Origin of the sequence: Bradyrhizobium macuxiense (assembly GCF_001542415.1) — a bacterium.
Taxonomy (GTDB): domain Bacteria; phylum Pseudomonadota; class Alphaproteobacteria; order Rhizobiales; family Xanthobacteraceae; genus Bradyrhizobium; species Bradyrhizobium macuxiense.
Map to the genome: position 1 here is coordinate 81,972 of NZ_LNCU01000114.1, position 11,894 is coordinate 93,865.

The window sequence follows — 11,894 nt, forward strand, 5'->3', positions numbered from 1 at the left end:
CATCCATCTCCACGTTCATGGCTCGAACTGGGTCGCGGTGCTGCACGGCGTGCACGAATATGAACCCGGGCAGGTGCTCGACGCCGCGCTCGATCCCGACAATGTCTTCGTGTTCGACGCGGCCGACCGCCTCGTCGCTTCGCCCACGACAGCGTTTTCAAGCGAAGTGCATAGCGGTTCGCGTGAAGAAAACGCGTCAACAAACAACAGCAAGTGAGGGAGATGCCCGATGGCCCGCATTGACCTCGTCGACCTCGCCCAATCCTACAACGGCAACGACGCGCCGCTGGAATCTTTCGCGCTGAAGCCGGTGACAATGACCTGGCGGCAGGGCGGCGCCTATGCGCTGCTCGGTCCGTCCGGCTGCGGCAAGACCACGCTGCTCAATCTGATCTCCGGCATCGTGACGCCGTCGCGCGGCCAGATCCTGTTCGACGGCAAGGACATCACGCCGCTGTCGACGCAGAAGCGCAACATCGCGCAGGTGTTCCAGTTCCCGGTGATCTACGACACCATGACGGTCGGCCAGAACCTGGCCTTCCCGCTGAAGAACCGCGGCGTCGCGAAGGCCGATGTCGATGCGCGGGTCAGGCAGATCGCTGATCTGCTCGACCTCACGCCCTACCTCAAGCGCAAGGCGACGCGGCTCACCGCCGACGCCAAGCAGAAGATCTCGCTCGGCCGCGGCCTGGTGCGCTCCGACGTCGCCGCCGTACTGTTCGACGAACCGCTGACGGTGATCGATCCCGAGCTGAAATGGCAGCTGCGCTCGAAGCTGAAGGCGCTGCATCGCGAGCTCGACCTCACGATGATCTACGTCACCCACGACCAGACCGAAGCGCTGACCTTCGCCGACACCGTCGTCGTCATGCATGACGGCCGCGTGGTGCAGAGCGGGACGCCGGCCGAGCTGTTCGACAAGCCGGCGCACACCTTCGTCGGCTATTTCATCGGCTCGCCCGGCATGAACATCGTGCCGGCGGAGGTGAGCGGCCACGAGGCGCGGATCGACGGCCACGTCATCGGGCTCCGCCGCAACTACGGCGTCCTGCCGGCGGGCAAGAAGATCGAAATCGGCGTGCGGCCCGAATTCGTCGATATCGCCGCGCCTGCATCCGGCCTGCTATCGGCTGCGATCGAGCGGATCGACGATCTCGGCCGCATCCAGTTTGCCCGCGTCCGCGTCGGCGATACCAAATTCGCCGCGCGCGTGCCGCCCGGGTTCTCGATCTCCGGCAACGCCGCCGGCCTGATCTTCAATCCCGAGCATATCCACGTTTATGCCGACAGCCATTTGGTCGAGGGGGTCGCCTGATGGACAAGACAGTCAACCAGAAAGCCTGGTTCCTGGTGCTGCCGGTGTTCCTGGTGGTCGCGTTCTCCGCGATCCTGCCGCTGATGACCGTCGTGAACTATTCGATGCAGGACACGTTCGGCAACAACCAGTTCTTCTGGAACGGCGTCGGCTGGTTCAAGGAGCTGCTCGATCCCTCGACCGACCTCGGTGGCCGTTTCCTGGCCTCGCTCGGGCGCAATCTGTTCTTCTCGGCGGTGATCCTCGCGATCGAGGTGCCGCTCGGCATCGTGGTCGCGCTGTCGATGCCGCGCGAGGGCTGGAGCGTCGCGGCCTGTCTCGTCATCCTGGCGCTGCCGCTTCTGATTCCGTGGAACGTGGTCGGCACCATCTGGCAGATCTTCGGCCGGCCGGACATCGGCCTGCTCGGCTATGTGCTGAACAGCGTCGGCATCAACTACAACTACGTCTCCAATGACGTCGACGCCTGGATCACCGTGATCGTGATGGACGTCTGGCACTGGACCAGCCTGGTTGCGCTGCTCTGCTACGCCGGCCTCAAGTCGATCCCTGACGCCTATTACCAGGCGGCGCAGATCGACGGCGCCTCGCGCTGGGCGGTATTCAAGGCGATCCAGTTGCCGAAGATGCACCGCGTGCTGCTGATCGCCGTGCTGCTGCGCTTCATGGATAGCTTCATGATCTATACCGAGCCGTTCGTCGTGACGGGTGGCGGGCCGGGCAACTCGACCACCTTCATCTCGATCGAGCTCGTCAAGATCGCGCTCGGCCAGTTCGACCTCGGCAAGGCCGCGGCGCTGTCGCTGGTCTACAATTTGATCATCCTGATCGTGTGCTGGGTATTTTACACCGTGATGACCAATGCCGGCGCCGATCGCCCGGCCAAGGAAGGAGCGGCGTGATGCACTCGATCCCCGGCCGTCGCCTGATCATGGCGCTGTTCCTGATCTTCCTGCTGTTGCCGATCTACTGGCTCGTCAACATGAGCTTCAAGACCAACACCGAGATCGTCTCGACGATGACGCTGTGGCCGCACACACCGACGCTGCAGCACTACAGGCGCATCTTCACCGACGAGAGCTGGTATTCCGGCTACATCAATTCGCTGGAATACGTCATCATCAACACCATCATCTCGATCTCGGTGGCGTTGCCGGCGGCCTATGCGTTCTCACGCTACCGCTTCCTCGGTGACAAGCATCTGTTCTTCTGGCTGCTGTCGAACCGCATGGCGCCGGCGGCGGTCTACGCGCTGCCGTTCTTCAATCTGTATTCGGCGATCGGCCTGTTCGATACGCCCTGGGCGGTGGCGCTGGCGCACTGCATCTTCAACGTGCCGCTGGCCGTGTGGATCCTCGAAGGCTTCGTCTCCGGCGTGCCGCGCGAGATCGACGAGACCGCGTTCCTCGACGGCTATTCCTTCCCGCGCTTCTTCATCAAGATCCTGGTGCCCTTGATCGCGAGCGGCATCGGCGTCGCGGCGTTCTTCTGCTTCATGTTCTCATGGGTCGAGCTGCTGCTCGCGCGCACGCTGACATCGGTCGATGCCAAGCCGATCGCCGCGGTGATGACGCGTACGGTGTCGGCCGCGGGTATGGACTGGGGCCTGCTTTCGGCCGCCGGCGTGCTCACCATCATTCCGGGCGCGCTCGTGATCTGGTTCGTCCGCAACTACATCGCGCGCGGTTTCGCGCTCGGCCGGGTCTGAGGATGAACATGAAACCATCGGAAGACATCACCGGGGTCGCTTTCACCTCTCCCAAGGGGAGAGGTCGGATTTGGCGCGAAGCTGCAAATCCGGGTAAGGGGTTTCGCTCGTTCGAGAGACCGTACCCCCTCACCCCAGCCCTCTCCCCATGGGAGAGGGAGCGCAACGCGTCGTGTGGAGGGAGATGAGGCATGGACAGCATCGCATGGATGGCCTGGACGTGGCCCACCGCGATCTTCTTCGTGCTGCTTGCCTGCACGCTCGGGGTGATGATCTGGCTTGGGATCGCCTATCCCGAGGCCGAGCGTGTCGGGGTGCTGCGCATTCCGACCACGCGCGGCGATCGTTTGTTTATTTCACTGGTGCTCGCCGCCGTCATCCACCTGGTGTGGATCGGCGTCGTCGGCACCGACCCGATCGCGACGCTGCCGATCGGGGAAGGCATTGATATTACGAGCCTGTGGCTCGCAACACTGATTTCGCTTCTCTCAGCCGTGGTGATCTTTCGCACCGTCTGAGGAAGTCGAAGAAGAGCAGATCCGGGGTCTACCCGGGCCTGGGGTACTTAGTTTGTCGCTGCAACCGGAGGAATCAACATGCGACACGTGAGAAGGACCAAGGATAGTCTTCTGACCATGACGAGCGCGCTCGCGCTGGTCATGGTATCGGTGGCTATCGCCGCGCCGGCGCGCGCGGACGAGGCCGCCGCGAAGAAGTGGATCGACAGCGGTGAATTCCAGCCGTCGACCCTCTCGAAGGAAGACCAGATGAAGGAGATGGAGTGGTTCATCAAGGCCGCTGCACCCTTCAAGGGCATGGAGATCAATGCTGTCTCCGAAACGCTGACGGTGCACGAGTACGAGTCCCGCACCCTCGCCAAGGCGTTCGAGGAGATCACCGGCATCAAGGTGAAGCACGATGTCATCCAGGAAGGTGACGTCGTCGAGAAGATCCAGACCCAGATGCAGTCGGGCAAGAACGTCTATGACGCCTGGATCAACGACTCCGACTTCATCGGCACCCACTTCCGTTACGGCCAGGCGGTCGACCTGACGGAGTGGATGAAGGGCGAAGGCAAGGACGTCACCGACCCGATGCTCGACGTCGATGACTTCATCGGCAAGTCGTTCACCACGGCGCCGAACGGCCACCTCTACCAGTTGCCGGACCAGCAGTTCGCGAACCTCTACTGGTTCCGCTACGACTGGTTCACCAACCCGGAATACAAGGCCAAGTTCAAGGCCAAGTATGGCTATGAGCTCGGCGTGCCCGTGAACTGGTCGGCCTATGAAGATATCGCCGACTTCTTCACCAACGACATCAAGGAAATCAACGGTGTCAAGGTCTACGGCCATATGGACTATGGCAAGAAGGACCCGTCGCTCGGTTGGCGTTTCACCGACGCCTGGCTGTCGATGGCCGGCAACGGCGACAAGGGCATCCCGAACGGCCTGCCGGTCGACGAGTGGGGCATCCGCATGGAGGGCTGCCGTCCGGTCGGCTCTGACATCGCGCGTGGTGGCGACGTCAACGGCCCGGCGGCGGTCTACTCGATCGTCAAGTATCTCGACTGGATGAAGAAGTATGCTCCGCCGCAGGCGCAGGGCATGACCTTCTCCGAGTCGGGCCCGGTGCCGTCGCAGGGCAACATCGCCCAGCAGATCTTCTGGTACACCGCCTTCACCGCCGACATGGTGAAGCCTGGTCTGCCCGTGATGAACGCGGACGGCACGCCGAAGTGGCGTATGGCTCCGTCGCCGCACGGCGCGTACTGGAAGGACGGCATGAAGCTAGGCTATCAGGACGTGGGCTCGCTCACGCTGCTGAAGTCGACTCCGGTCGATCGCCGCAAGGCGGCCTGGCTCTATCAGCAGTTCATCGTCTCCAAGACGGTGTCCCTGAAGAAGAGCCATGTCGGTCTCACCTTCATCCGTGAATCCGACATCTGGGACAAGTCGTTCACCGAGCGTGCGCCGAAGCTCGGCGGCCTGATCGAGTTCTACCGCTCGCCCGCGCGCGTGCAGTGGACCCCGACCGGCAACAACGTGCCTGACTATCCGAAGCTGGCCCAGCTCTGGTGGCAGAACATCGGCGATGCCGCGTCCGGTGCGAAGACACCGCAGCAGGCGATGGACTCGCTCGCATCCGCCCAGGACTCGGTGATGGAGCGTCTCGAGAAGTCGGGCGTTCAGGGTGCCTGCGGACCGAAGCTCAACCCGAAGAAGACGGCTGAGTACTGGTACGACAAGTCCGCGAAGGACGGCAACATCGCGCCGCAGCGCAAGCTCGCCAACGAGAAGCCGAAGGGCGAAACCATCGACTACGACACCCTGATCAAGTCGTGGCCGGCCTCGCCGCCGAAGCGCGCCTCGGCGAATTAACACCGTCACGTGGCTGGGCCCTCCCGGCCACTCACGGGACAAGGAGGCCGGGAGCGATCCCGGCCTTTTTGCGTTGCGCGCGGGATTGCCGTATCGACGGGGTGCGGGCTGCACGTCGCCTGAGGAGTTCGCCATGCGCATGACGTTCCGTTGCGATCCGGGGCTTGCCGATCATCTGGTGCGGCCGTATCCGGCGCGCAGCGCGTTGCCCGACTGGCTGCGCGCGATGCCGGCGAAGGCGCATTCCGATATCCACGGCCGCGAGATCCGCACCGTCAAGCAATGTCCGCCCTTCGTCGATGCGATGGCCTACGGCGTGATGATCCCGCTGCCCTGCGACGTGAGGGTCGAGCGCGGCGCGTTCGCCTGGGACTGGGACATCCCGGAGCCCGCGACCGAAGGCCATCCGCGCGCGCCGCTCAGCTTCCATCCCGTGGCGCAGTTCGCCGGCGCGCCGTTCGCCAACGGGCGGGCCGCGCTCAAGTTCAACAGCTTCTGGACCATCGAGGTCGAGCCGGGCTGGTCGCTGTTTGCGACCCATCCGGTCAATCGCGACGACCTGCCGTTCCGCCTGATCTCCGGGCTGGTCGATGCCGACCGGTTTCACGACGGCGGGATCAATTTCCCGGCGGTCTGGACGCAGCCGGATTTTGCCGGCGTGCTGCCGAGGGGGACACCGGTCGCGCAATGCTTTGCGGTGCCGCGCGAGGCACCCGAGCTGGTGTTCGAGCCGTTCGACGAGGCGCACCAGCAGAGCTATTCCAAGGTCGTTTCCGATGTGCTGGCCGCGCCCAACGTCTATCGCAAGCACTTCCGCGCCGAGCGCGGGCGGCTAACCACCTAAAGCGAATCCGCTTTACCTCTCCCCGCTGGGGAGAGGTCGATTTGCGTAGCGAATCGGGTGAGGGGCCGCGGCTCCAACGAGAGACCGTAATCCCTCACCCGGCGCTGCGCGCCGACCTCTCCCAAGGGAGAGGTAAACTCGGGCTATCGCCTCAGTTCAACCCAATTCCATCATGCTCTAGCGTCTTGCGTAGCGCAGTCTCGTCGAGCCACAGCCGGCCGTGCGAGCCCGAGGTGAGCGCCATTGCGATCGATCCGAACATTTGCGGGCGCAGGCCATAGGCGCGCCCGAATGCGGCCATTGCCGCATCGGGATCGCCGCCCTCCAGCAGTGCGACGCCGAGATTGAGCGCAGCCTCGGCGTAATCCGGCCTGAGCTCAAGCGCCTTGCGATAGGCGTGCGCGGCGGCATCATGATCGCGCAGGTCCTGCCGTGCGACGCCGAGATCGAACCACACCGAGGCCGGCGCCTCGCTCGCGGTGGCACGCTCCAGCAGGCTGACGGCGCCGGTGAGGTCGCCATCCTGCCAGGCCAGATGGCCGAGCCGCGCGGTGGCCTCCTGGTGCTGCGGCACGGCCTTGAGGATGGCCTGCCAGGCTTCGCGCGCCTGCGCTTTCCGGCCGGCCAGCTCGAGCGTGCGCGCCTGCTCGACGAAGACGTCGCGTTGCGGCTTGAGTGCCATCGCGCGGTCGAGATGTGTCAGCGCCGTCTCGAAATCCTGCTCCGCGCGCGCGAGCCGGGCGGCGAGCAGCCGGGCCGCGGCATTGTCCGGACGCCGCGCCAGACTGGCCTCGATGTGCCGGCGCGCCGGCGCCACCTCGCCCTTGGTGAACAGCACCGCGGCCAGCAGATGGCTCAGCATCGGCTCGCCACGCTCGCGCGCAAGGCCGCGTTCGCAAAGCCCGATCGCCTCGTCGTGCCGGCCGGCGTTGAACGCGGCGGTCGCGCGGCGAACGATATCCTCGGCGTTAGCCCTATTCATTCCGCGCGTGACCGTCTCCAGGCTTGCTCGATAAGGTCCATGCTACGCGGCGTCCGGCGTCGTGGCCAGCTCTCACCGCAGCCACGCCGTCGACGCAAAAAAAATCCGGAGCGCCAGCGCGCCCCGGATTGCGTGTGTTCGGACGTGAAGGGCTACTCCGCGGCTTCGGTCGCCTTCAGCGTCGGATAGTCCGTGTAGCCCTTGGCGCCGCCGCCGTAGAAGGTGGCCTTGTCCCAATCGTTGAGGGGCGCGCCCTTCTTCAGCCGCTCGACCAGGTCGGGGTTGGAGATGAACGGCTTGCCGAACGCGATCAGGTCGGCGGCGCCGGAGTCCAGCACCTTGGTCGCCAGCGCGAAGTCGTAGCCGTTGTTGGCCATGTAGGCCTGCTTGAAGCGCTTGCGGAGCGAGGCGTAGTCGAACGGCGCGACGTCGCGCGGGCCGCCAGTCGCGCCTTCGATGACGTGGAGGTAGGTCAGCTTCAGCGCATTGAGGTGGTCGACGATGTAGTCGAACAGCGGCTGCGGGTTGGAGTCCGAGACGTCGTTGGCCGGCGTCACCGGCGAGATGCGGATGCCGGTGCGGTCTCCGCCGGCTTCGGCCACCACCGCCTGGGAAACCTCGAGCATCAGCTTGGCGCGGTTCTCGATCGAACCGCCGTAAGCATCGGTGCGCTTGTTGGTGCCGTCCTTGGCGAACTGGTCGAGCAGGTAACCGTTGGCGCCGTGGATCTCGACGCCGTCGAAGCCGGCCGCCAGCGCATTCGCCGTGCCGCGCTTGAAATCGTCTATGATGCCGGGAATTTCACTCAGCTCGAGCGCGCGCGGCTCGGAGACGTCGGCGAAGGTGCCGTTGACGAAGGTCTTGGTCTTGGCCTTGATCGCGCTCGGCGCCACCGGCGCGCCGCCGTTCGGCTGCAGCGCGACATGCGAGATGCGGCCGACATGCCAGAGCTGGATGAAGATGCGGCCGCCGCGCTCATGCACGCGGTCGGTGACCTTCTTCCAGCCTTCGACCTGCTCCTTCGAATAGATGCCGGGCGTGTCCTGGTAACCCTGTCCCTGCTGCGAGACCTGGCTCGCTTCGGTGATGAGGAGGCCGGCGGAGGCGCGCTGGCCGTAATAGTCCACCGCAAGCGGGCTCGGCGCAAAGCTGGGCGGTACCGCGCGATTGCGCGTCAACGGCGCCATCGCCAGGCGGTTCGGCAGCGTCAGCTGGCCAAGCTTGAAGGGCTCGAAGAGTTTGGTCGATTGACTCATGGGAAAATGTTCCAGGCAGTGAAGGATAGGGGAGAGTTGTGCATTGCGGCGACAAGCGCAATGGCCGCGCCATTCGGATCCTGCAGGCTAGCCGCGCACGATCCCACCCATGTGGCCGGCGTCGAGGAACAGGGTGTGGGCGTTCACGTAGGAGGATTCGTTCGAAATCAGGAACAGCGCGGTATAGGCGACCTCCCAGCCGGTGCCCTGGCGGCCGAAAGGCACTGTCAGGGCCCGATCCGTCCGCCTGCGGCTGGCGTCGCGGCCCATCGGCGTGTCCATGAAGCCGGGCGCGATCACATTGCAGCGAATGCCCTTGTCCTCCCCGGCTCGCGCGATCGCCCGTCCCAGCGCGATCTGCGCGGCCTTGGAGGATTCATAGGCCGGGTTGCGGCCGCCGGCGCGCTGGCTCGCCATCGACGAGATCAGGATGATCGCGCCGCCCGGCGCCATCACTTCGAGCGCCTTCTGCGCGAACAGCATGTGGCTGCGAACGTTGACGGCGTAGTCGCGATCCCAAGCCTCCGCCGTCATCTTCGGCAGCGACAGGCCGCAGGAGATGCCGACGTTCAGCGCCAGCCCGTCGAGACCGCCGAGTTTCTTCGCGCAGCGCTCGACCGCGGGCGCGATCGCCGTCGTGTCCGAGACGTCGACCACGTCGGTGAAGGCCTTGCCGCCTTCCTTCGTGATCTGCGCGACGGTGTCGTCGGCGGCTTCCTTGTTGATGTCGAGACACGCGACCGAGGCGCCCTCGCGTGCGAACATCACGCTCATCGCACGGCCGTTGCCAACGGGCGGATCCTCGTCGACGGTATTACGCTGTCCCGCTCCGACCACGATGATGCGGCGGCCATTGAGCCGGCCGTGGTTCTTCGCCTGCCCCAAAGACTCCGCATGCAGCGAAGCGGAGGGATCGATGGACTTTGGCGCGTGGGTCGTGGTGGACATGGCGTGCTCCCTGACGTCTTGTTGTTGTCAGGGAGCAGTAGCACGGCTGCGCGCGCGAGGCTAAAATCCCGCGGCGGGGAATATGTTGAACCTCATCCTGAGGAGCCGCGAAGCGGCGTCTCGAAGGATGCGGCCCGGAGCAGGGCCTCATGGTTCGAGATGCGCGAAGACGCGCCCCTCACCATGAGGGGGGCGCGTCAGCTCACGCCGAGGAAGTCGCGCTTGCCGATCTCGACGCCGTTGTGGCGCAGGATGCCGTGCGCGGTCACGGCGTGGAAATAGAAGTTCGGGAACGAGAACGCGCTGAGGAATTGCTGGCCCTTCAGGGTCATGGTGCGGCCGGCGCCGACCGGGAAGGTGACGTCCTTGGCGTCGGCGCCCTCGAACTGCGCGGGCGTGAACGACTTTACATAGTCGACCGTCTTCGCCAGGCGCTGCTTCAATTCGGCAAAGGTCGTCTCGGTGTCGGGCGTCGACGGCACCTCGCTGTGCGTCAGCCGCGCGCAGCCCCGCGAAGCGTGATCGCAGACGAGCTGCACCTGCTTCGTCAGCGGCAGCATGTCCGGATAGAGGCGCGATCCCAGGAGCACCGCGGGCTCGATCTTCCTGGCCTCGCAATACGCCTCTGCCTTGGTGAGCAGGCCGGTGAGGCTGTTGAGCATTTGCAGATAAGCGGGGACGACGGCGTCATAAAACGACATGTGATGCTCTCTCGATGGAGAAATCGGATGTGCCGAACGGCGATGCTGCAGATGGGGCGGCGGGGGGAAGAATACAACTGCGGAAGGCTGTAACACTCGGTCAAATATTCCTTCTTCTTACCTCGCCCCGCTTGCGGGGAGAGGTCGGATCGCATCGCAAGATGCGATCCGGGTGAGGGGGTACAGGTCCATCCATTCGCTCCACCTGGCGGAGAGAGCCCCTCACCCCAACCCCGCAAGAGCGGGGCGAGGGAGTTCGAACACCTACCGCATCCCCGGCATCGCCGCTTCCGTCGGCGGCGTCCGCGTGCCGCGCATGCGTGCTAGCAGTTCGGCGGTCGGCCAGGAATCCGCCGGCAGGCCATACTTGATCTGCATCGCCTTGATCGCGCTGCGGCTCGCCTGGCCGAGCACGCCGTCGACCTTGCCGACATCGAAGCCGGCGCGCACCAGCAGCCCCTGCAGCTCCTTGATCTCGCCAAACGGCAGTTGAGCAACCGGCCCGTGCGGCCGCTGCATCGGCGGGCTGCCTGCGATGCGGCTGGCGAGATAGCCGGCGGTGGTCGAATAGATCAGCGAGTTGTTCCACTCGGTGTAGGCACCGAAATTCGCGTAGGCGAGAAACGCCGGTCCCATCCGGCCCATCGGCAGCAGCAGCGAGGCCGGCATGTCGTCGTTCGGCAACGGCTTGCCGTCGGCGGAGACGACGCCGAGCGAGGCCCATTTCGCGCGTGGCAGCTTGATGGTCAGGTCGGCCTGATCCCATGGAAAGTCCGCTGCCTGCGGCACGCGCACCTCCTGCAGCCACGGCTCGCCGCGTCGCCACTTCAATCCGTTGGCGATGTAGTTCGCGGTCGAGCCGATCACGTCGGGCCCGCTGCGCAACAGGTTGCGATGGCCGTCGCCGTCATAGTCGACCGCGTAGTTGAAATAATGCGTCGGCAGGAATTGCGTCTGGCCGAGCTCGCCCGCCCACGAGCCGATCATCTCCTCCGGCGTCAGGTCGCCGCGATCGATGACCTTCAGCGCGGCGATGGTCTCGCCCTGGAACATCTCGGAGCGGCGGCAATCATAGGCGAGCGACACCAGCGATTTCAGCGTCGGCAGATTGCCCATCTGGGCGCCGAAATCGCTCTCCAGTCCCCAGAACGCGGCGATCACCGCGGGCGGCACGCCGTACTCCTTCTCGGCACGCGCGAACGCGGCAGCGTAGGTCCTGATGTATTGCTGGCCCTGCTGCATCCGGTAGTTTGCCGCCATGCGGCCGGCGAACTGGGTGAAGAGCTGGCCGAACACGCGCTGTCCGCGGTCGCGGTTGACGATGCCCTGGTCGTAGACGAGGTAGGGCGAGGCCTCCGCGATGGTCTCCTGCGAGACCCCGGCCGCAACGGCCTTTTGCTTCAGCTCGGCGAGGAAGCGGTCGAAGCTCTGGCCGCTGTGGCACGACGCGGCCCGCGGCGAGGCGGCGGCCGGCCGCGGCTTCGCCGCCAGGGGTCTTGCGGGCGGCGGAAACGGCTGTTGCGCCGAGGCAACGGATGACAGGGCCAGCGCAGCCGCCATCGCAGCGATCGTCAAGGGGACGCGGAGGGAGGAGGCTGGCATCGATGTCACCGGCTGGGGGAAGGGAGATGAGGCCTGTCCTGCATACACCAGCCCGCCACCGGGCAACAACGGGGATCGCCCTTAGACCAATTGAGCTTCGGCAGCGCGAGTCACCGCCGCTATGATCGGCGAGTGATTCGTGGGCAGGGGCCGGCGG

General features: G+C 65.2%; 11 protein-coding genes and 1 pseudogene. 7 read left to right on the forward strand and 5 right to left on the reverse strand.

Features of this window, described 5'->3' with window-relative positions:
* The 7 genes and pseudogenes from AS156_RS45310 to AS156_RS34495 form a co-directional block, all read left to right on the forward strand.
* A pseudogene (locus tag AS156_RS45310) lies at positions 1 to 217 on the forward strand (ABC transporter ATP-binding protein); the annotation flags it as partial.
* A gap of 12 nt (positions 218 to 229) precedes the next feature.
* Entirely contained in the window at positions 230 to 1,315 is a 1,086-nt protein-coding gene (locus AS156_RS34470; RefSeq protein ID WP_066513816.1) for an ABC transporter ATP-binding protein, read from the forward strand.
* The gene (locus AS156_RS34475) at positions 1,315 to 2,217 is read left to right on the forward strand and encodes a carbohydrate ABC transporter permease (protein WP_066513817.1); all 903 of its coding nucleotides are present in this window, start codon (positions 1,315 to 1,317) and stop codon (positions 2,215 to 2,217) included. The genes AS156_RS34470 and AS156_RS34475 overlap by 1 nt, the downstream gene beginning before the upstream one ends.
* On the forward strand, positions 2,217 to 3,023 hold the full coding sequence (locus AS156_RS34480; RefSeq protein ID WP_066513818.1) for a carbohydrate ABC transporter permease: 807 nt from the start codon (positions 2,217 to 2,219) through the stop codon (positions 3,021 to 3,023). Before AS156_RS34475 ends, AS156_RS34480 begins: the two co-directional genes overlap by 1 nt.
* Positions 3,024 to 3,214: 191 nt before the next feature.
* Positions 3,215 to 3,541 carry a DUF2160 domain-containing protein gene (locus AS156_RS34485; RefSeq protein WP_066513819.1) on the forward strand — a complete coding sequence of 109 codons (327 nt, stop codon included), beginning with the start codon at positions 3,215 to 3,217 and terminating at the stop codon, positions 3,539 to 3,541.
* A gap of 117 nt (positions 3,542 to 3,658) precedes the next feature.
* The gene (locus AS156_RS34490; protein WP_082747907.1) at positions 3,659 to 5,404 is read left to right on the forward strand and encodes an ABC transporter substrate-binding protein; all 1,746 of its coding nucleotides are present in this window, start codon (positions 3,659 to 3,661) and stop codon (positions 5,402 to 5,404) included.
* Positions 5,405 to 5,537: 133 nt separating this feature from the next.
* Positions 5,538 to 6,248: a hypothetical protein gene (locus tag AS156_RS34495; RefSeq protein ID WP_066513821.1), complete on the forward strand. Its 711-nt coding sequence runs from the start codon at positions 5,538 to 5,540 to the stop codon at positions 6,246 to 6,248.
* 151 nt (positions 6,249 to 6,399) lie between these two features.
* On the opposite strand, the gene AS156_RS34500 is transcribed toward AS156_RS34495, so the two are convergent.
* From AS156_RS34500 to AS156_RS34520, 5 genes are all read right to left on the reverse strand, one after another.
* Positions 6,400 to 7,230, reverse strand: a complete 831-nt coding sequence (locus AS156_RS34500) for a tetratricopeptide repeat protein (RefSeq protein ID WP_066513822.1) — start codon at positions 7,228 to 7,230, stop codon at positions 6,400 to 6,402.
* Positions 7,231 to 7,382: 152 nt separating this feature from the next.
* On the reverse strand, positions 7,383 to 8,486 hold the full coding sequence (locus tag AS156_RS34505) for an alkene reductase (protein ID WP_066513823.1): 1,104 nt from the start codon (positions 8,484 to 8,486) through the stop codon (positions 7,383 to 7,385).
* An 87-nt stretch (positions 8,487 to 8,573) separates the two neighbouring features.
* Complete coding sequence (locus AS156_RS34510; protein WP_066513824.1) at positions 8,574 to 9,434, reverse strand: SDR family NAD(P)-dependent oxidoreductase; 861 nt, start codon at positions 9,432 to 9,434, stop codon at positions 8,574 to 8,576.
* 197 nt (positions 9,435 to 9,631) lie between these two features.
* Positions 9,632 to 10,135 (reverse strand): DUF1993 domain-containing protein, encoded by a 504-nt coding sequence (locus AS156_RS34515; RefSeq protein WP_066513825.1) that lies wholly within the window; start codon positions 10,133 to 10,135, stop codon positions 9,632 to 9,634.
* Positions 10,136 to 10,399: 264 nt separating this feature from the next.
* Positions 10,400 to 11,737, reverse strand: coding sequence for a lytic murein transglycosylase (locus tag AS156_RS34520; protein WP_066513826.1), 1,338 nt, complete (start codon positions 11,735 to 11,737; stop codon positions 10,400 to 10,402).
* Positions 11,738 to 11,894: the final 157 nt, after the last annotated feature.

Bases quoted from the DNA above. Each gene is read 5' to 3' on its own strand.
- AS156_RS34495 (WP_066513821.1), top strand. From the start codon at position 5,538: ATGCGCATGACGTTCCGTTGCGATCCGGGGCTTGCCGATCATCTGGTG.
- AS156_RS34490 (WP_082747907.1), top strand. From the start codon at position 3,659: ATGACGAGCGCGCTCGCGCTGGTCATGGTATCGGTGGCTATCGCCGCG.
- AS156_RS34515 (WP_066513825.1), bottom strand. From the start codon at position 10,135: ATGTCGTTTTATGACGCCGTCGTCCCCGCTTATCTGCAAATGCTCAAC.
- AS156_RS34505 (WP_066513823.1), bottom strand. From the start codon at position 8,486: ATGAGTCAATCGACCAAACTCTTCGAGCCCTTCAAGCTTGGCCAGCTG.
- AS156_RS34475 (WP_066513817.1), top strand. From the start codon at position 1,315: ATGGACAAGACAGTCAACCAGAAAGCCTGGTTCCTGGTGCTGCCGGTG.
- AS156_RS34480 (WP_066513818.1), top strand. From the start codon at position 2,217: ATGCACTCGATCCCCGGCCGTCGCCTGATCATGGCGCTGTTCCTGATC.
- AS156_RS34500 (WP_066513822.1), bottom strand. From the start codon at position 7,230: ATGAATAGGGCTAACGCCGAGGATATCGTTCGCCGCGCGACCGCCGCG.
- AS156_RS34485 (WP_066513819.1), top strand. From the start codon at position 3,215: ATGGACAGCATCGCATGGATGGCCTGGACGTGGCCCACCGCGATCTTC.
- AS156_RS34510 (WP_066513824.1), bottom strand. From the start codon at position 9,434: ATGTCCACCACGACCCACGCGCCAAAGTCCATCGATCCCTCCGCTTCG.
- AS156_RS34520 (WP_066513826.1), bottom strand. From the start codon at position 11,737: ATGCCAGCCTCCTCCCTCCGCGTCCCCTTGACGATCGCTGCGATGGCG.
- AS156_RS34470 (WP_066513816.1), top strand. From the start codon at position 230: ATGGCCCGCATTGACCTCGTCGACCTCGCCCAATCCTACAACGGCAAC.